The organism is Chitinophagales bacterium (assembly GCA_020636535.1).
Lineage (GTDB): Bacteria > Bacteroidota > Bacteroidia > Chitinophagales > JADIYW01 > JADJSS01.
Genome location: JACJXT010000011.1, coordinates 505,177 through 524,893, shown reverse-complemented (window position 1 = coordinate 524,893; position 19,717 = coordinate 505,177). Strand labels below are relative to the sequence as shown.

The following is a 19,717-nucleotide window of genomic DNA, read 5'->3' as shown; positions in this document are numbered from 1 at the left end:
TTAATTTATATTTTTTCTGCAATTCTTAGTTTTGCACTTCTAGCTCTTGGATTTTCTTTCAACTCTGCTTCTGTTGCAACTATTGGTTTTTTGTTAATGACTTTAAGTGTGTGATTATAATTTCCGAACACATCTTTTTGTGGTTGTCCTTCAAATACGCCAAACTTAAAATAGTTTTTAACTGGTCTGTCTTCTAAAGAGTGATAAGTTAGAATGACTAATCGTCCATCTGTAGTTAGTAATTCTGCTGCTTGTTCTAAGAATTCGTGTATTGCTTGAATTTCGTCGTTAACTTCTATTCTTATTGCTTGAAAAACTTGTGCTAAATATTTTGGCAGTTTTCCTTTATGTACACTTGTAGCAATATTTACTAGTTGAGCAGTAGTATCTATTAATTGAATATTTCTTTCTTCTATAATTTTATTAGCTAATTGTTTTGCATTAGGTATTTCGCCATAGATTTTAAATATTCTAATTAAATCTTCTAACTGATAGTGATTGATGATTTGATGTGCAGACAAGTCTTGAGATTGATTCATTCTCATATCGAGTGCTGCGTCAAATCGAATAGAAAAACCTCTACTTGGCTCATCAATTTGATATGAAGAAATACCAAAATCTGCTAATATTCCATTTATGCTATTAACATTATAAAACTTCAAATATCTTTTTAAGTTTCTATAATTACTTTGAATCAATTGAAATCTATCATCGATAATAGTGTTTGCTTGAGCATCTGTATCTGTATCGAAAGCAAATAGTTTACCATCTTTACCTAGTGCTTTTAATATCTCTTTAGAGTGACCGCCTCCACCAAAAGTAACATCAATATAAATTCCATTTGGAATAATATTTAATGCATCTATACATTCATGTAGCATTACTGGTTGATGATAAGTACTAGTCATTTTTTAGCTTGCTCCATATTTCATCGGCCATATCGCTAAAATCATCTGGTTCTTGAATGGTATCATAGTAAGTATTACTATCCCAAATTTCAATTACATCATGAAAAGCGAGTATGACTACCTCGTTAGTAATATTGGTTTTTTCCATTAATCGTTTTGGAATTAAGATTCTGTCGTTGCTATCCGTTTCTGTTTGTGTAGCCATTTGATAGAAAAATCTGAGGAACTCTCTTTCTTTAGTTTTGAAATAAGAGAGCTTGTTCATTTCTTCGGTAATAGCATTCCACTGATTGATTGGATATAGTCGCAGACATTTTTCCAGTCCTTTGTTAATGACAAATTTTTTGTTTTGGTCTTCTAGTTGTTTCAATAAATCGCTAGGCAAACGCAATCTGCCTTTGTTATCTACTTTGACTTGATATTGACCTGTATAAGTTGCCATTAGTAGGAAAATGATTAATCATGTCAAAATTAAAACAAAATCGCCACAAATCTCCACCTAACACCACTTTTTACCCTAGTTAAAATACTAACAAACAGCCAAAATGTTAATAACTCGGTTAATAAATATGTAATAAGTGTGTAAGAAACTGATAAATGCTTGGTTTTATTCACCTGTTTATCAACAATAAGTTTATACACAAATAGCAATTTTGTGCAGAAAAAGGTGGTAAGATGTGGTAAGATTTTGGTGAAATAATAAGAAGATGTGGTAATTGACCAATTAATTTAATAATAGAGTTAGAGATATATAGCCACAGATTTTGGATATATAATGGTTGTGTGTGATAAAATTTAGATAAGGTAATATCTCTATTATCTAAAAATCCAATTCAAATTCTTTGATGAATGATTTGATGTGTTCATTTTCTTGAATCAATTCTTCTAATCGGTCTATTGGTCGCTTGTATTTAACTTCTTCTGCGTCGTCTGGTTTTTCTAATATAAACTCAATAGGAATAATATTTTCAGTGGTGTGATGCAATAGAAATCTTATCAATTCCATTTTTTGCAACTTTAACATTTCTAATGCTATATTATTATCTTCTTTAAAAAAGATAGTCCCATTTTCTAGCAAAGGTTGTTGTCTTTCTGCTACGCTAACAAATGAGCTTTGTGCTGAAGTTCTTATTGAGTCTATAAAATCTTTCCAGAGTTTATTAAGGTTTTCTTGATTCAACACGACTTGATGACTATTGTCTTCTTCTAATAAAATTTCGCTATTGGCATCTTTTAAAAGACTAGCAATTGAAGTTTTTGATTTTAATTTCTTCCGTGTAGCTTTTTCAATAACTGCTTGGTTGGGAATAGTTTTGTCTACTTCTTCTACTTTAGTAGTAACTGCAATCGTTGGTTCTTCCTGAACATTATTTTCTTCTGGAATCTCTTCTGCAAAAATTCGCTGCTCAATAGTGTTTGATGCTTGAACTTGTTGTCGGAATGCTTTATAAGTTTCTAGTAGTGCTTTTAGTTTTTTTTTTCGCCAAGCAACAATGATAAGGTTTGCTCTATCTGCTGATTTAAAAAGCATAATTTGAGCAAAGCCATTTCTACTAATAACCTTTTGTTTTTTGCAGTTTTATATTCTACATCACATTGATTAAGAATATTGAGTGCATTTAATAAAAATGTTTCTGGAATGATTTGTGCTTGCTCTTGATATTTTAGTTTTAAGTCTTCGCCAACTTCTAACAAAGCTAATGTTGCTTCATCTTTACACAACAATAAATTTCTACAATGATTGGCTAAACCATTAATGAAAATTTCGCCATCAAATCCGTTTTTTATAATTTCATTGAAAGCAATTAGCGTAGCTGTATTATCTTCTGCAATTAAATAATTGATGATATTAAAATAGTAATCGTAATCTAATATATTTAAATTAGATATTACATCTTGATAGGAAACTTTATCGCCTGCAAAACTTACAATTTTATCAAACAAAGACAAAGCATCACGCATTCCACCATCTGCTTTTTCTGCTATGATATGTAATGCAGATGATTCTGTAGTAATATTTTCTTGTGTGGCAATATGTTCGAGTTGTTTTACAATGTCTTCGTTGCTAATGCGTTTAAAGTCGAAAATTTGACAACGAGACAAAATTGTAGGAATAATTTTGTGTTTTTCGGTAGTTGCCAAAATAAAAATGGCATAGCTTGGTGGTTCTTCAAGTGTTTTTAAAAAAGCATTAAACGCACCAGATGACAACATATGTACCTCATCTATAATATAGACTTTATATTTACCACTTTGAGGTGGAAATCGGACTTGGTCTACCAAAATTCTAATATCGTCAACGCTATTGTTTGATGCAGCATCTAGTTCAAACATATTGAATGATGCATTTTGTGCAAATGACATACAAGAATTACATTGGTTACAAGGTTCTTTTTCTGGTGTAGGATTTTCGCAGTTAATGGCTTTGGCTAAAATTCTAGCACAAGTAGTTTTTCCAACACCTCTTGGTCCGCAAAACAAAAATGACTGTGCTAACTTGCCAGAATTAAGTGCTTTTTTTAAAGTTTCAGAAACTTGCTCTTGACCAACTACTTCAAAAAAAGTACTTGGTCTGTATTTTCGTGCCGAAACAATGTAATCACTCATCTGATGCAAAAATAAGAAAAAATGCAGTACGCTAAAGTTTAAGTATTGTTTTAATTTTTAACAAACATTATTTTTCGTTGGTAAGTATTTGTATCTTTGTGTACCAACCAGATGAAAGCAGTAAAAATTTTTATATACATTATACTTATATTGATTGCAGTACTTGTTGCAATTTTATTTTTAAAGTTTAGTACCATTGGTAAAGCTGTTAATGTTCAGTCAACTTCGCCATATATACTTCAAAATCAACATGAAAAAAATATACGATTGACTTATTTAGGTACTAGTTGTTTTATTATTGACTATGATGGAAAACAGTTGGTGTGCGATCCATTTTTTAGCAATCCGAGTTTATTAAGTGGAAGTGTTGGGAAAATAAAATATAAAAATTTAAATACTATATTAGATAGTGTTTACTACAATAATGTTCAAATGATTACTGTATCGCATGGACATTATGATCATTGTTTAGATATTGCTAGTTTCGTTAATCAAAAAGATAGTTTTTCGGTTGTAACATCTTCTTGTACTTTGAGTGAATTGCATGGTCTTTTAGATGAACACAAAAGCAAATACATTGCAAGTGATGCTAATATTGAACGATGGATTTATAGCAAAGACAGTACCTATAGAGTACAACCAATATTGAGTCCACATGGTCCACATTTTGCTAATGTAGTGATGTTTAATGGTTGTTATGCTGACAACTTGAGTGTGTTGCCAAGTAAGTTGTATCAATGGCAAGCTGGTCCGAATTTTTCTTATGTCATAGATATTTTACAAGCTGATACGATTTACTATAGAATGCTATTGAATACTGGACAGATACCTCAAGAGAGTTATGGCATTTTAAAAACACTTGGAGAGCAAAGACCGTTTGATATGTTGTTGCCTATTTATTGGAAAGAAAAAGCTTGTGATGAAAAAATGCAACAACTCAATAGTATGCTACAACCTAAAATTGTTTTAATGCAACATTGGACTAACTTTTTTAAGAATAGTGATAAACCAGTACAGTATTTAAAATCATCACATATAGAAGAGATGTTGCCTATGTTTAGAGCTGATAGTATTCCTGCTTATATTATGTTGCCTTTTACTAGTGTTGAGTTGTAGTATTTTCTTGTTGTTTTGTGTGATAGGAAGCAAATTGCTATTTTTAAAAGTAGGTTCTAACTGCAAATTCAAATTGTTCAATAAAGATGTCTTTGAAATTAGAAATATTGTTTTGTTCATAGAATAACAACATCGCCTTTTTATAATCTATTGAGTCTACAGTTCTAAAAGATAAAGGACAGTAGTTATAGTTTATTAAGATAGAATTACTTACAATTCTTGCTGTTCTTTTGTTTCCGTCCATGAATGGTTGAATATAGGAAATCAAGACTAAGGCAAGCAATGCTTTTTCAAAAACAACTTTCTTATTGTTTATTACATTACATGCTTCTTTAAGTGCTTCTAATATCTGAAATTCATTGTCAAGAGGTTTGTAATTTGTTCCAGAAATACCAATGCGTCTTTTTCTCAAATTCCGCTCAACACCAAGTTCTTTAATTAGAATATTATGAATGTCTTCTATTTTTGATACAGTTAATGGATTTAAATAATCTTTATTCTCAATAATAAAATCAAGAGCATCTTTGTGATTTAAGAGCATTACTGCTTCTTCTTTTGTTTTTCCAGATGCCGTTTGCTTTTCTTTTAATAGTCGTTCAGTTTCTAATAACGAATAAGTATTGCCTTCAATTTGAGCAGATTTCCAGCTCAAGTCAATAGCTAGTCTTTCCAGCTCTTTTTGGTAATCAGTAGCACTTAAATCTTTAATATTAGATTCATATTCTTTTTGTAACAAATTGAGTTTTTCTAACTCGTTTTGAGTAAATACATTATTTTTATTTAGGATTTCATTAACTAATTCGAAATTGAAAGTTTCTTTAATTTGCCTTTCGTCAATTTCTTTTTCGTAATATTTATCAATATTTATTGGCTGGATAATTTCAAATGCTGGCGAAAGAAAATATTTTGTTCCTCTACCTTTACCTTGTGCAACCAAATAATTATCTGCAATTAATTTTGTTAAATTCCGTTTTAATGTAGCGTAACTATACGATGCAGAAATACCTTCAAAAATATCCTTTGAAGAACTTCCTCCATTTTTTCTAATAAAGTCAATAATCTGTCGGTCTCTTGTCTTAATCATTTGACTGTTTATGGCTCATAAATATAATATTTATAGCTCAAATATTGTTTATTTTGACTAGTTTTTTATTTTTGAATGAGCTATAAGTTATTTATTGACCTAGAATTTCTATAAAAAATACTGCCAATCTTTATCAATCAACTCTCTTCAAATGGTTCAATATGTATTAATACATCACTGATATTAGGAATGGTTTCCATTAAATGATCTTTTAAATGATGTGCAATTTCATGACCATCTGCTACAGAGATATTGCCATCTACTTCTGCATGTAAATCTATTAAATATTGCATACCAGATTTTCTTACAAAACATTTTTCTGTTGCTAGTATTCCATTTACTTCTAGTGATCTTACTCTTATCTCAGCAATCAAATCATCGTAAAAATGTTCGTCCATAATTTCGCCAAGTGCTGGTCTCAAAATTAAGTAACTATTATATAAGATAAATCCAGATGCAAATAAAGCAGCCCAATCATCTGCTACTTCAAAACCTTTTCCAAAAATAAGTGCTATACTAATACCAATAAATGCAGCAATAGAAGTTATAGCGTCGCTTCTATGATGCCAAGCATCTGCTTTTAATGCAGTACTATTAATTTGTTTGCTTTTTCTAACAATGTACTGATAAGACAATTCTTTCCAAATAATAATGACTGCCAAAACAATTAATGTCCATGCTTCTGGTGCTTCTTGGTCATCTGATAAAATGTTGATTACACCTTTATACGCAATTAAAAAGGCAGAAATCACCAAAAAAGCAACTATAAAAAAGGTAACTAATGGTTCTATTTTTCCATGACCATATGGATGATCTTCATCGGCTGGTTTATTAGAATATTTCAATCCAAATAGCAATAAAGTAGAAGACAGTACATCAGCAGAAGACTCAATAGCATCTGCAATGAGTGCGTAGGAATTGCCAAAAAAACCAGCTAACCCTTTGATTGTAGCTAGCAATAAATTGCCTAGTATACTAAGATATGTAGTTTTAATTGCAGTATTTGCAGCTTCCATAACTCAAAGATACTAGGAATTAGAATATTGCAGTGTTATAAAATATTGTTTAATTGTTCTTTAATCTTTTCTAGTGCATCTTTCATATTTACAACGATAGTTTGTATTGCTGCATCATTTGCTTTTGAGCCAATGGTATTTATTTCTCGTCCAATTTCTTGACAAATAAATTGCAGTTTTTTACCTTTATTATCATGAGATTCTTTAATATAGTTAAAAAAATAATTGCAATGTGTAGCCAATCTATCTTTTTCTTCACTAATATCTAATTTTTCTATATAATAAATAAGCTCTTGTTCAAATCTGTCTTTATCATAATTTATTGTAGCATTTTCAATAGATTGTTTTAATTTATCTGTTAACTTACTTCTTCTATCATCTTCTAATGGTGCAATTTTTTGTAGTAGTGATTGAATTGCTAACAGCTGACTTTCAATAAAATGGTATAAACTTTCGCCTTCTTTTTTTCTAAAAGTTACTACATCTTGAATTGTTTGCTCAAATGCTTTTCCAATAGTTATAGCTGCATTTTCATCAATAAAATCTAAATCGTTTTTACTTACTTCGTTCAATCTAATAATAGAAGGCAAGACATCACCCAAAGGAATTTGTTTTTCATCTGACAATGATTTTAACTGTTCATAAATAGAATATATTTTATCTATATTCAATATAGTATTATTCGTTATATTTTTTTCTTCATTAAAATAAACATCAATTTTTCCTCTAACTAATTGCTCTGCTATAGTTTTTCTCCAGTCTAATTCAAATACTCTCAAACTGTTTGGCAATCTAAAATTAATATCTAAACTTTTGCTATTCAGCGTTTTTATTTCAATACTATAATGAAAGTTGTTTAACAACACATTGGTCTTTCCATAACCTGTCATTGATTGTAGCATGGCTTTTTTTACAAATATGCAAAAAATTAAATGAACTGTTTTATATGTACTCAAAAATTAATAACAAAGCGTTAAACAAAAGCATTGTATTTTTGTTGAAGCATGGTGAGCAAAAAGATTGGTGTTTTATTGATAAACTTAGGTACGCCAGATAGTCCTAATCCAAAAGATGTATATAAATACTTATTAGAATTTTTAACAGACAAAAGAGTAATTGACTTTGGTTGGTTAAAAAGAAATTTGTTGGTAAGAGCAATTATTGTTCCAGCACGATATAAAAATTCTGCTAGAACTTATCAAGCAATTTGGGACAAGGAAAAAGGATCGCCATTAATGTATCATTCGCAAGAATTAGCTAAAAAAGTACAAGCTCAGTTAGGAGATGATTACATAGTTGAATTAGCCATGCGATATCAACAACCATCTATTGAGTATGCAATAAACCAACTACAAAACAAAAAGGTAGATAGAATTGTAGTAGTGCCTTTGTATCCACAATATGCTTCGTCTTCTACAGGAACTGTTTTAGATAAAGTAATGGAAATTACTAAAAAAGATTTAAGCGTTCCTGATTTAAGTTTGATAAAATCATACTACGACTTTGAACCTTTTATTGATGCTTGGGTTACTCAAATAAAAAAATATGATTATAAAAAATATGATAAAATTGTATTTAGTTATCACGGTGTTCCATTTCGACACTTAATAAAAGAAGATAAAAGCAAAAATATTTGCAAACCACAAAGTGCTTGTTGTAATATAATGACCAATGAAAATAAGTTTTGCTACAAAGCACAGTGTCATGCTACAACAAGAGCCATTGTAGATAAATTGCAACTAGACGCATCGCAGTACGAAATTGCGTTTCAATCTAGATTAGGAAAAGAAGTTTGGATAGAACCTTATACTGTTCACAGATTGCCAGAACTAGCAAAAGAAGGAAAGAAAAACTTGCTTGTAGTAGCACCATCTTTTGTAGCAGATTGCTTAGAAACTTTATACGAAATTCAAGTAGAATTAGAAGAGTTATTTGTAGCAGCTGGTGGCGAAAAAATTCAATTAGTAGAAAGCTTAAACAGCAATGAACTTTGGACAAATGCAGTTTGTGAACTCATTAAACAACGATAGAAAAAGAACATCATGACCAACACATTACACAGCGATATTGATTTTATTTTTGATTTGAATATAACTAAAGATTTAAAACATATTGCAAAAAAAGTACTCCATGACGAAAGAATTTCATTTGATGATGGTGTATTGTTGTATGAAAAAGCAGACATTGGTTTTGTAGGAACATTAGCCAATTACATTAGAAATAAAAAACACGGAAACAAAACTTATTTCAACAGAAATTTTCATGTAGAGCCAACTAATATTTGTGTATATACTTGCAAGTTTTGTGCTTACTCTCGACTTATAAAAAACAGAGAAGAAGGTTGGGAATTATCTATTGATGATATCTTAAATATTATTAAAAAATATGATAATCAGCCAGTAACAGAAGTACATATTACAGGTGGCGTTATTCCAAAACAAAACTTTGAATTTTATACAGAGTTGTTTCAAAAAATAAAACAACATCGACCAGATTTACACATTAAAGCATTAACACCAGTAGAATATCATTATATATTTAAAAAAGCAAAGTTATCTTATAAAGATGGCATGAAAGCAATGCTTGATGCTGGTTTAAATTCGATGCCAGGTGGTGGTGCAGAAATTTTTCACGAAGATATTCGTCCAGAAATTGCTGGTGGAAAATGTAGTGCAGAAGAATGGTTGGCTATACATAAAGTATGGCATGAGTTAGGTCAAAAATCTAATGCTACCATGTTGTACGGACACATAGAACAGTTTTGGCATAGAGTAGATCACATGGAAAGATTGCGACAGCTACAAGATGAAACTGGTGGTTTTAATGCATTTATTCCTTTAAAATTTAGAAATCAGCACAACGAAATGCAACACTTGCCAGAAGTAAGCATTATAGAAGATTTACGCAATTATGCCATTGCCAGAATTTACTTAGACAATTTTGAACACATTAAATCGTATTGGGCAATGATTGGTAGAAATACTACACAGTTGTCGTTAAACTTTGGTGTAGATGATGTAGATGGTACAATAGACGATACAACGAAAATTTATTCTATGGCTGGAAGCGAAGAACAAACACCAGCTATGAGTACAAGAGAATTAGTGAATTTAATTAAAGCAGTAGGCAGACAACCAATAGAAAGAGATACATTGTACAATACCATTCAAGATTATAGCGATGTTGTTTTTGAAGAAGATGAAAAAAACAAAGCCAGAATGTATTAGTGGTTTTATACTTTATTCATTCTTTTTAAACTGCGGATAATTAATATAGTATACCTCTACATTTTGTATTATTTTTAATAAATTATAGTATTAGACCTCTTTCATAATAGATTTTAGGTATACATTTTCTTGCTTTTTACTTTTACTTCATAGCAGAAGTCTCTCACAAGAGAACGCTACAATAAGTTTAAACAGTTTTATTATTAGTATAGGCAAAGTGGACAAAATGGCTAAAAAGCATATAGTTATTATATTTAATGTTTTGAATAAAAAAAAATACATTTATTGTAGTCTTAAATCATCCTTTTCTTACATTACAAATGTAAAATGACGAGATAAAGTAGGAATTGTAAAATTATTAAATAAGCTCAATTTATTTTGATAGCTAATTGCTTTAGCGTAATTTCGTTGTATATTTTTGATTTATGATTGTAGATGATGCTTTGATTGAAAAATTATCTAATTTAAACAAATTAGAATTTAATGCAGATGAAAAAGAGTTGATTAAGGAAGACTTAACCAAAATTCTTAATTTTATGGAACAATTAAATGAGTTAGATACTGAAGGAGTTGAACCATTAAAATACATCAATGAAGATGTAAATGTGTTTAGAGAAGATGTAGTAAAATACTATATTACCAAGCAAGAAGCATTAGAAAATGCACCTATTAAAGACAGTGATTACATTAAAGTACCTAAATTTGTTAAAGCTAAATAGTGGAAGAAAACAAAGAAAAAGTAATTGAAATTCAAGGTATAAAACGAGAATTTAAACTAGGTAGCGAAGTAATTCAAGCTTTAAAATCTATAGATTTAAATATTTATAAAAATGATTATGTAGCACTAATGGGACCATCTGGTTCTGGAAAATCTACGCTAATGAATATTTTAGGTTGCTTAGATACGCCAAGTGCTGGTGCTTACTATTTAGATGGAAGAGATATTAGCAAACTCAACGACAATGAATTGGCAGAAGTACGAAACAAAAAAATTGGCTTTATCTTTCAAACTTTCAACTTAATACCACGATTATCTACTTTAGAAAATGTAGCACTACCATTAATTTACGCTGGTTGGAGCAAGAGCAAACGCATTGCAAGAGCTACAGAAGTTTTAGAGCAAGTTGGATTAGGCGAAAGGTTACAACACAAACCTAATGAATTATCTGGTGGTCAGCGACAAAGAGTTGCAGTAGCAAGAGCTTTGGTTAATAATCCATCTTTGATATTAGCAGATGAACCAACAGGAAATTTAGACACTAAAACTTCCTACGAAATTATGGCTTTGTTTGAAGAAATTCACAATAATGGCAACACTTTAGTTGTAGTAACACACGAAGAAGATATTGCTGCATACACACATCGCATTGTTCGTTTAAGAGATGGACTAATAGAAAGCGACAAGAAAAATGAAGATATTAGAAAAGTAGAGTTGGTGTAAAAGTTTCTGATTATTAATTGCCATTGTAACAATCTCAGACTATAAACTAAATAAAAATTATTTTACTAATTTCATTTATTTGTAAATTCTTTATGAAAAGATTCTGAAGTAAATTCAGAATGAGATTTGCTTGTTATAATATATCTTCGTCTATTGTTTGTGCAGCAATTTGTAATACTGCATTCCATGATAAATTGGTTTTGGCAAAATTTCTGCTTAATTGTGATAGTTTATTCCAAAGTACTTCATTATTCATTAAAGCTAAAACTGCAATAGCAAAATCGTCGGCATTGTCTTTAATCATTATTTCTTGTTCATCAGTAACAGCCAAACCTTCTACGCCAATGTTTGTTGTAACACAAGGAATACCTCTGTACATATATGAAATTACTTTAACTTTAATGCCACTTCCAAACAACAAAGGAGCAATAGCAACACTACATTGTTGAAAGTATGATTCTAGGTCTGCTACAAAACCAGTGAAAACAATATTAGGAAATTGCTGTGCTGCTTGTTTTAATCTTTCATCAGGATTTTTTCCAATAATATAAAATTTAGTATTAGGTTCTTTTTCTATAATTTGTTGCCAAATATGATTGATAAACCAAAGCAAACCATTTACATTAGCTTCCCAAGACAATGTGCCAACATACATAATTGCTTTATGATTTCTATTATATACTAAATCATTATTATCAATATAAGTATCGTCGCCAAGATGATAAGTTAAACGGAATTTATTTTTAGGAATACCTATTTGTTCTAAAATATGTTGGTCGTTTGGTGCTGCTAATATAACATCTGCATCGTTGCAATATTTTTTTTCTAGTTGTTGTACTTGGTAAGCTTGGTTTCTAAGTGCAAATCGTTTAAAATAATTTTTTTCTAACAAAGCAAATCGATACCACATTACAAATTCTGCATTGTGTTGATGCAATATCTTTTTTCCTTTAAACTCGTTTGGAATGTATTGATACATTTCTAAATGGTCTACAAAAACAGTGTCAATAGTATTCCAAATTGGTTGTAGCAATTCGTGCATTTGAGTAGAACGATTTCTATATTCATTCATAGAAATTTTTTGCAAATTGCTTTTAATGAATGTTTTGATATTTCTATCTACTGAAAAAGGAAAAGCTATAATTTTAATATTTGGAAATAACTTTTGAAACTTTGGTAACTCATTTACTTCTTCTTCTGATTTTAAGAAACAAGCAAGTGTAATATCATATTTAGTATAAAAATATTCTATTAATTTATAGGTTTTTATAATTCCTCCACTAATTGGTGGAAATGGTAATTGTGTAGTAAGGAATAAAATTTGTTTCATTATATAAACAATCAAAATTACGCATTAGAAGTTGAATGTAAAACTTTGAATTAAAAAATGTATTTTATTAGAAATAATGATAGATAAATAAGCTTGAGATGTCATTTTTCGTGCTGTCAGAAGTTTCCTTCTGACATTATTCTTAACAATACAATAATTGCTGTATTTTTTTATTTATTCTTACGCTTAATCATAAAAGTTCCAGTAAACACCAACTCTAAATGCTCTGTCTATATAACCATAATTTGGTGCTGTATAAATTCCTTTTTGCTTAAACATACCTTGACTGATGTGTTCAAATCGCATAAAAATATTGGTTTGTTTTACATTTAAAGTAAAAAAGGCATCTACAATTGGATAGTATTTGAGTTTTTCTTTGTCTTGCTGATAAAATGTTGCAAGTGCTGGTTGATAAGCATTAGCTTTAAAATTAGTATTGTAAAAAATATCAAAACCTATATGTGCGTTTAATTTACCACTGAACCAACCACCTTTGTAGTAAATACTTTCTTTCATTGCAAATATTGGTAATCTAACAATATCTTTATGATTGATAAATTGAATCCAAAATTGATTGCTCCAGTATAAAAACTTAAAATCGAAATCTTTGGTAATGAATAATTGCAATACATTTAACGATTGATGGTATTGTTTTGGTGTAGCACTTGTATCGTAGTAGATATAATTTTTTATGAAATTATTTTGTAGTGCAACATCTAATAATTGTTCTTTCCAAATAAAACCAATAGTTGATGTTTGGTTAAATACTTTCTTAAAATCATTATTCCAAATAAAATGATTGGAGATATATTGTTCTTCTTTTTGTGTTGGAGATGTATGGCTTGCATTTAACTTTGCATACATTGTTATTTCATTTGTAAAATCGTAATGTAGCTTTGCATCTACACTAAAATCGCCAAAAAAATATGGTGCAATATCGAGTTGTACATTTGCTGAATAATAAAATGGCACCGTTTTAAATTTATCTTGTACAAATGCTTTTAATTTTACATCATTAAAGAATTTTTTATCGAATAAATTTTTATATTTTATTAGACTATAACTTAATCCTGCTCCATACTTTAATGAACTTGTACTATCTGTTGTTACATTTTTAAACCAAACTTCATTCGTAATATTCCAAGTTTTAGTTAAGTCGTGAGTAGAATCTGCACTTAAAAAAGAATTGGCAAAAAATGCAGAATCGGTTTTTTCTGCTTTAAATAAAAATCGTTCATTATTATAACTAATACTATGTTCAATTATATATTTTGGAATTATTCTTTTCTGTTGTGTAGAATCGTTGATACTGTCTAAAACTTTTTGTCCAATACGAAACTGTTGAACTGCAAATATTTCTCGCTGATTATAATTATTGAGTGCAGTTGACATATTGGTTTCTACAAAACTTTTTCTACCTTGATATAAATTGTCTTTAAAAACAGAATCGATAGCCCAACCACCATTTTCTTGATTTTTAACCTGATTGTAAATAAAAGCAGTTTTTAAGTCGTAAAAATTAGATTTACTACGAAACCAATAATCAATGTATAAATTATGATGTATGCTTTGACTATAGCTTGACTGTCCTTTAAAGTTATTTCGTTTAAATGAAAATGCAATGTTGTGTTGCTTTTTTATATTTTGTGAGAACTCTGCACCACCAATAATTTCTTCTTTTGCTCCAAAAATAAATGCCAACTGTGTATATGGTGTTTTTGTATCAAAAAATTTAATATTATTTTTATCAACATAATATTTATAAAAACTATTAAAGCCATGTTTAAATCCAATATCATAATTTGTAGTAAACATTAATGGATAGTATGCTGTACCAAAATTACCTAAGTTATAATATGGCACTGGCTCTTTCTCTGTAGTATTATATCGATGAATATTGTGACGAGATGAATCTATACGCACCATAGCATCTAAACTTAGTGTAGTGTATTTGGTATCGTAGTACAATTTTGGATTTGGTTGTGTAATGCGTTGCTGAGCCAAAGCTATGACACAAAAAAAGAGAAGACCTATAAATGATACAATTTTCACTGGCACAAAAATAAGGTATTCATTGGATATAAATAATAAATGAATGTTAGGGAACAAAAAGCTATAAAAAGAAGATTTTTGATGTTATTGAAATAGAATATCTATAAATCAAGCTAAATTTAACACAATCAAGCACTAAATGGATATACACTATAAATATCTCTAGTAATATAAATGCCAAATAATACTAATGATACTATCATTACCCTGTGTCATTAAAATAAAGTAAAATCAATTACTTTACAAATTAAAAAACCTACGAAACACTTATCCAACTATTTTTCTTTTGTTTTTGTGCTTGCAAATAATAGCGTAACCATTTATTGTCTTCGTGTTGTAGTGTAGCATCGTTCTCATAAATAGCTATCGCTGTTTTTCTTGCTTCTTCTAAAATTTTTCCATCGGTAGCAATATTGGCAATACTCAATTGCAAAGCACCACTTTGTTGTGTGCCTTCCATATTTCCTGGACCACGCAATGCCAAGTCTACTTCTGCAATTTTAAAACCGTCGTTGGTTTCGCACATGGTTTTAATTCTTTTCTTAGCATCTTGCGATAGCTTAAAATCAGTCATTAAAATACAATACGATTGGTCTGCTCCTCTTCCAACTCTACCTCTTAGTTGATGCAATTGCGATAGGCCAAATCGGTCTGCATTTTCAATAATCATCACCGATGCATTAGGAACATTTACGCCAACTTCTATTACTGTTGTAGCTACCATAATTTGCGTTTCTTTTTTTAGAAATCGCTGCATCTCAAAATCTTTATCTGCTGGTTTCATTTTACCATGCACTACGCTTACAAAATAATCTGGAATTGGAAATGCTCTACAAATAGCTTCGTAACCATTTTGCAAATCAATTAAATCTAATTTTTCTGATTCTTGAATCAATGGATAAACAATATATATTTGTCTTCCTTTTTTAATTTCATCACGCATAAAACCAAAAAGCTCCAAACGATGACTCTCAAACTTATGTATTGTTTTAATTGGTTTTCTTCCTGGTGGCAATTCATCAATCACCGAAACATCTAAATCGCCATATAAAGTCATTGCTAATGTTCTAGGAATTGGTGTAGCAGTCATTACCAAAATATGTGGTGCAGTAGTATTTTTGGTATACAGTTTAGCTCTTTGTTCTACACCAAAACGATGTTGTTCGTCTATTATAGCAATGCCTAAATTTTTAAACTGAACAGTATCTTCAATTAATGCATGCGTACCAATTAGTAAATCTACCAAACCTTCATTTACAGCTTTTAATATTTGTTTTTTTTCTTTTGATTTTGTTGAACCAGTAAGCAACTGTACATTAATATTGGTATTTTGTAGTAACTCTTGTATGCCTTGAAAATGTTGTTGAGCTAAAATCTCTGTTGGAGCCATTAGTGTCGCTTGAAAATTATTATCAATAGCCATTAACATACACAGCAATGCTACAATGGTTTTTCCACTACCAACATCACCTTGTAACAATCTATTCATTTGCTTTCCACTAAGCATATCTTTTCGTATTTCTTTAAGTACTCTTTTTTGAGCGTTGGTTAACTCAAATGGCAATAAATGATGATAGAAATTATCAAAATGATTATCTATCTTTTCAAATATAAATCCTTTTTCTTTTTGATGAATGAGCTTTAACTCTACCAAATTAATTTGCGTAATAAATAATTCTTCAAACTTTAATCTTTTTATTGCTTGATGTTGTAAGCTATTATTTTTTGGTTGATGTATATTGACATAAGCATCGTATCTTGATAACATACGATACATTTCTATATATTTTTTTGGTATAAAATCTATTATATGTTCTGGTTTTAAATTTACCAGCAGATTAGCAATTAGCTTTTGAAACGCTTTACTGTCTAATCCTTTTTTCTTCATTTTTTCTGTAGTATTGTACAGTGCTCTAAATGGTTGTTCGTACTTATTTTTAGCAGCATTAAAAATTTCTAATTCAGGATGTGCTATATTATATGAATGATTAAAATAAGTAGGTTTCCCATATAATAGAAAAGTAGTGTTGGCATCAATTCCTTTTTTTATCCACTGAATACCTTTAAACCAAACGAGTTCTACTTCACCAACATCATCATAAAACACAGCCGACAATCGCTTTGCTCTACCATGACCTAACTCTACCATATTTTTTATTTTTCCTTTAAGTTGAATATAGGTATCTGAATTACCAATATCATTGGTAGTATGAATTTGACTTCTATCGACATAACGATATGGGAAATGTTTGATTAAATCACCAAAAGAAAAAATCTGCAATTCATTTTTAAGCACCGTTGCTTTTTCTGGTCCAACACCTTTTAAATATTCTATTGGTGTATTTAAAAACTGTACATCTTTTCGCTCGGCAGACATGCTATAAATATAAGTATTTTATTACTTCTCGTAATTATATGTTGAAATTTAAAAGTTTGGTTTACTTTTTGTAGATTTAATTATAAAATTAAAATTATGGATACTACCATTATGCAATTTGTATCTAATGACATGGTTCAAATACTAAGTGAAAACAAAGTTGTACTTAGTTTTTTAATGGGACTTGGTTTAAGTGCAAGTTGTGGTTTTAGAGTTTTTATTCCTTTATTAGTTGCTAGTATTGCTAGTAAATTAGGTATTTTACATTTAGGCGAAAACTTTCAGTGGATGTCTAGTACTGCTGCTATTATTGCATTTAGTACGGCTACTGTTTTTGAAGTTTTAGGATATTATATTCCTTTTGTAGATAATATACTCGACTCTATAACTACACCTGCTTCTGTTGCGGCAGGAACTTTATTAACGGCATCGGCAATATTACCAGAAGTAGATCCAATGTTAAAATGGGGACTTGGTATTATGGTTGGTGGTGGAAGTGCTGGTATTATTCAAGCTGGCACAGCACTTACTAGAGCAACTTCTACTGCAACTACAGGTGGTTTAGCTAATCCAGTAGTAGCTACTACAGAACATGGTTTGTCTATTATTGGTAGTATAATGAGTATTATTATGCCAGTAATTGTAGCAATAATTGTTTGTATTATTGTAGTACTGATTTTGTTATTTACTATCCGTTATTTTAAGAAACGCATACCCAATTCAAGTGTGGCAACATAAGTATTACACTTGTGGCTCTAGAATAACTTCATCGCAACTTGCACCACTTGGTACCATTGGAAATAAATTTTCTTCTTTTTCTACCACCACTTCCAAAACATATGGTCCTTGGTGAGCAAACATAACATCTAATGCTTTACTTAAATCTGCTCTATCTGTAACTTTTGCAGATGCTATACCAAAACCTTTGCTTATAGCCACAAAGTCTGGATTTTTTAATTCAACTGAAGAATAACGATTATCGAAAAACAGCTCTTGCCATTGACGCACCATTCCTAAATAGTTGTTATTGAATATAACTGTTTTAATAGGTAATTCGTGTTGCCATATAGTGCCTAGTTCTTGTATCGTCATTTGAAAACATCCATCACCAATAATATTAACTACTAATCTCTCTGGTGCTGCCATTTGAGCTCCAATAGAAGCTGGCAATGCAAATCCCATTGTTCCTAAACCTCCACTGCTTATCCATGAGTTGTTATTTTTATACGAATAATAACGCATCGCATACATTTGATGTTGACCAACATCTGGAATAATAACTGCTTGTCCGTCTGTTTTTTCATCTATTAGATGCATAATTTCACCCATTTTAATTCCACCTTCTTTAGGATGAATAGCAGGTTCAATTACTTTTTCAAACTCTTGTTTATCTAATGCTTTAAAAGTCTCTATCCAAGTTTGATGATTGTTTTCATTTACCAATGGCGTTAATGCTTCTAAAGCAATTTTTGCATCAGATAAGATTCCAACTTCTGTTTTTACTACTTTATCAATCTCCATTGGATCTATTTCTATATGAATTACTTTTGCTTGTTTGGCAAATCGTTTTACATCGCCAGTAACTCTATCATCGAAACGCATACCAACAGCAATCATTACATCACACTCATTCATTTTTTTATTGACAGAATAATTGCCATGCATACCAGGAATACCTACATAGTTTTTAAAATCTGGACTAACAGCACCTAATCCTTGCATAGTTGTAGCAACAGGAATACCCGTTTTTGCAGAAAATGCTTCTAACTGTTGTCTAGCACCAGCAATCATAATGCCTTGTCCTGCTATGATTAAAGGTTTTTTAGAATCATTAATAATAGTAGCAGCTTGTTTAACTTTATTTTCATCAATTTCAGGACTTGGATGATAGCCACGCACAGCAGTACAAGGCGTATAACCTTTCCATTCCATCATTTCAAATTGAGCATTTTTTGTAATATCAATTAAAACAGGTCCAGGTTTGCCAGTATTCGCAATAAAGAAAGCTTTAGCAATAATTTCAGGAACTTCAGACGCTTTAGTAATTTGATAATTCCATTTAGTAATTGGCATAGTAATCCCTACAACATCTGTTTCTTGAAAAGCATCTGTACCTAATAAATGCATTGGTACTTGACCAGTAATACAAACCATAGGAGTACTATCCATAATAGCATCAGCAATACCAGTAACTAAATTTGTAGCACCAGGACCAGAAGTTGCAAAACAAACTGCCGCTTTATTTCTAATTCTTGCCCAACCTTCAGCAGCATGAGTAGCACCTTGCTCATGTCTTGTTAGTACATGTTTTACTTTATCTGTATAATGCCATAAAGCATCATAAATTGGCATAATAGCTCCACCAGGATATCCAAAAATGGTATCTATACCTGCTTCTACTAAACTTTTGATTACTGCTTCTGCACCAGAAATTAATTGCTTATTGCTATCACTCATTGCTTATAATTTTATTGAGAATTACAAAAATAATCAATTCAATATTAGGAAATGGATAAATGTTACAAATAAATCTATACTAAATAAATGACAAGCACTTAT

Annotated in this window: 17 protein-coding genes; 6 read left to right on the top strand and 11 right to left on the bottom strand. The window is 30.2% G+C overall.

Annotated elements, in window-relative coordinates:
* Positions 1–5: 5 nt before the first annotated feature.
* From rsmH to dnaX, 4 genes are all read right to left on the bottom strand, one after another.
* Entirely contained in the window at positions 6–908 is a 903-nt protein-coding gene (gene rsmH, locus H6553_02675; GenBank protein MCB9032721.1) for a 16S rRNA (cytosine(1402)-N(4))-methyltransferase RsmH, read from the bottom strand.
* Positions 901–1,350 (bottom strand): division/cell wall cluster transcriptional repressor MraZ, encoded by a 450-nt coding sequence (mraZ, locus tag H6553_02670; GenBank protein ID MCB9032720.1) that lies wholly within the window; start codon positions 1,348–1,350, stop codon positions 901–903. The genes rsmH and mraZ overlap by 8 nt, the downstream gene beginning before the upstream one ends.
* A 378-nt stretch (positions 1,351–1,728) precedes the next feature.
* The gene (locus tag H6553_02665; GenBank protein MCB9032719.1) at positions 1,729–2,439 is read right to left on the bottom strand and encodes a hypothetical protein; all 711 of its coding nucleotides are present in this window, start codon (positions 2,437–2,439) and stop codon (positions 1,729–1,731) included.
* Positions 2,376–3,515, bottom strand: a complete 1,140-nt coding sequence (gene dnaX / locus H6553_02660; GenBank protein MCB9032718.1) for a DNA polymerase III subunit gamma/tau — start codon at positions 3,513–3,515, stop codon at positions 2,376–2,378. The genes H6553_02665 and dnaX overlap by 64 nt, the downstream gene beginning before the upstream one ends.
* A gap of 111 nt (positions 3,516–3,626) precedes the next feature.
* Here dnaX and H6553_02655 point away from each other — a divergent pair, with 111 nt between their 5' ends.
* Positions 3,627–4,631, top strand: coding sequence for an MBL fold metallo-hydrolase (locus H6553_02655; GenBank protein ID MCB9032717.1), 1,005 nt, complete (start codon positions 3,627–3,629; stop codon positions 4,629–4,631).
* 43 nt (positions 4,632–4,674) lie between these two features.
* Here the strand turns inward: H6553_02655 and H6553_02650 are convergent, their stop codons facing one another.
* The 3 genes from H6553_02650 to H6553_02640 form a co-directional block, all read right to left on the bottom strand.
* Positions 4,675–5,715, bottom strand: a complete 1,041-nt coding sequence (locus H6553_02650; GenBank protein ID MCB9032716.1) for a Fic family protein — start codon at positions 5,713–5,715, stop codon at positions 4,675–4,677.
* A 137-nt stretch (positions 5,716–5,852) separates the two neighbouring features.
* On the bottom strand, positions 5,853–6,731 hold the full coding sequence (locus H6553_02645) for a cation transporter (GenBank protein MCB9032715.1): 879 nt from the start codon (positions 6,729–6,731) through the stop codon (positions 5,853–5,855).
* 35 nt (positions 6,732–6,766) lie between these two features.
* On the bottom strand, positions 6,767–7,633 hold the full coding sequence (locus H6553_02640) for a YicC family protein (protein ID MCB9032714.1): 867 nt from the start codon (positions 7,631–7,633) through the stop codon (positions 6,767–6,769).
* A gap of 105 nt (positions 7,634–7,738) precedes the next feature.
* Between H6553_02640 and hemH the strand changes: the two genes are divergently transcribed.
* The 4 genes from hemH (at position 7,739) to H6553_02620 (ending at position 11,399) form a co-directional block, all read left to right on the top strand.
* A complete protein-coding gene (hemH, locus tag H6553_02635; GenBank protein ID MCB9032713.1) occupies positions 7,739–8,761 on the top strand; it encodes a ferrochelatase in 1,023 nt (340 codons plus the stop codon).
* A gap of 12 nt (positions 8,762–8,773) precedes the next feature.
* On the top strand, positions 8,774–9,958 hold the full coding sequence (gene mqnE / locus H6553_02630) for an aminofutalosine synthase MqnE (protein ID MCB9032712.1): 1,185 nt from the start codon (positions 8,774–8,776) through the stop codon (positions 9,956–9,958).
* Between the two features lie 425 nt (positions 9,959–10,383).
* The gene (gene gatC / locus H6553_02625) at positions 10,384–10,677 is read left to right on the top strand and encodes an Asp-tRNA(Asn)/Glu-tRNA(Gln) amidotransferase subunit GatC (GenBank protein MCB9032711.1); all 294 of its coding nucleotides are present in this window, start codon (positions 10,384–10,386) and stop codon (positions 10,675–10,677) included.
* Positions 10,677–11,399: an ABC transporter ATP-binding protein gene (locus H6553_02620; GenBank protein MCB9032710.1), complete on the top strand. Its 723-nt coding sequence runs from the start codon at positions 10,677–10,679 to the stop codon at positions 11,397–11,399. The genes gatC and H6553_02620 overlap by 1 nt, the downstream gene beginning before the upstream one ends.
* A 133-nt stretch (positions 11,400–11,532) precedes the next feature.
* Here H6553_02620 and H6553_02615 read toward each other — a convergent pair whose 3' ends face one another.
* From H6553_02615 to recG, 3 genes are all read right to left on the bottom strand, one after another.
* Positions 11,533–12,729, bottom strand: a complete 1,197-nt coding sequence (locus tag H6553_02615) for a glycosyltransferase (protein MCB9032709.1) — start codon at positions 12,727–12,729, stop codon at positions 11,533–11,535.
* Between the two features lie 186 nt (positions 12,730–12,915).
* Complete coding sequence (locus H6553_02610) at positions 12,916–14,781, bottom strand: hypothetical protein (protein ID MCB9032708.1); 1,866 nt, start codon at positions 14,779–14,781, stop codon at positions 12,916–12,918.
* 256 nt (positions 14,782–15,037) lie between these two features.
* Positions 15,038–17,158, bottom strand: coding sequence for an ATP-dependent DNA helicase RecG (recG, locus tag H6553_02605; GenBank protein MCB9032707.1), 2,121 nt, complete (start codon positions 17,156–17,158; stop codon positions 15,038–15,040).
* Between the two features lie 132 nt (positions 17,159–17,290).
* On the opposite strand from recG, the gene H6553_02600 reads away from it, so the two are divergent.
* Positions 17,291–17,896, top strand: coding sequence for a DUF4126 domain-containing protein (locus H6553_02600; GenBank protein ID MCB9032706.1), 606 nt, complete (start codon positions 17,291–17,293; stop codon positions 17,894–17,896).
* A gap of 3 nt (positions 17,897–17,899) precedes the next feature.
* Here the strand turns inward: H6553_02600 and ilvB are convergent, their stop codons facing one another.
* Positions 17,900–19,615 (bottom strand): biosynthetic-type acetolactate synthase large subunit, encoded by a 1,716-nt coding sequence (gene ilvB, locus H6553_02595; protein ID MCB9032705.1) that lies wholly within the window; start codon positions 19,613–19,615, stop codon positions 17,900–17,902.
* Positions 19,616–19,717: the final 102 nt, after the last annotated feature.

Excerpts from the sequence above, each read along its gene's own strand:
- dnaX (MCB9032718.1), bottom strand. The coding sequence starts at position 3,515 with ATGAGTGATTACATTGTTTCGGCACGAAAATACAGACCAAGTACTTTT.
- mqnE (MCB9032712.1), top strand. The coding sequence starts at position 8,774 with ATGACCAACACATTACACAGCGATATTGATTTTATTTTTGATTTGAAT.
- H6553_02655 (MCB9032717.1), top strand. The coding sequence starts at position 3,627 with ATGAAAGCAGTAAAAATTTTTATATACATTATACTTATATTGATTGCA.
- recG (MCB9032707.1), bottom strand. The coding sequence starts at position 17,158 with ATGTCTGCCGAGCGAAAAGATGTACAGTTTTTAAATACACCAATAGAA.
- mraZ (MCB9032720.1), bottom strand. The coding sequence starts at position 1,350 with ATGGCAACTTATACAGGTCAATATCAAGTCAAAGTAGATAACAAAGGC.
- gatC (MCB9032711.1), top strand. The coding sequence starts at position 10,384 with ATGATTGTAGATGATGCTTTGATTGAAAAATTATCTAATTTAAACAAA.
- H6553_02645 (MCB9032715.1), bottom strand. The coding sequence starts at position 6,731 with ATGGAAGCTGCAAATACTGCAATTAAAACTACATATCTTAGTATACTA.
- H6553_02615 (MCB9032709.1), bottom strand. The coding sequence starts at position 12,729 with ATGAAACAAATTTTATTCCTTACTACACAATTACCATTTCCACCAATT.
- H6553_02640 (MCB9032714.1), bottom strand. The coding sequence starts at position 7,633 with ATGCTACAATCAATGACAGGTTATGGAAAGACCAATGTGTTGTTAAAC.
- H6553_02600 (MCB9032706.1), top strand. The coding sequence starts at position 17,291 with ATGGTTCAAATACTAAGTGAAAACAAAGTTGTACTTAGTTTTTTAATG.
- H6553_02665 (MCB9032719.1), bottom strand. The coding sequence starts at position 2,439 with ATGCTTTTTAAATCAGCAGATAGAGCAAACCTTATCATTGTTGCTTGG.
- ilvB (MCB9032705.1), bottom strand. The coding sequence starts at position 19,615 with ATGAGTGATAGCAATAAGCAATTAATTTCTGGTGCAGAAGCAGTAATC.
- H6553_02650 (MCB9032716.1), bottom strand. The coding sequence starts at position 5,715 with ATGATTAAGACAAGAGACCGACAGATTATTGACTTTATTAGAAAAAAT.
- rsmH (MCB9032721.1), bottom strand. The coding sequence starts at position 908 with ATGACTAGTACTTATCATCAACCAGTAATGCTACATGAATGTATAGAT.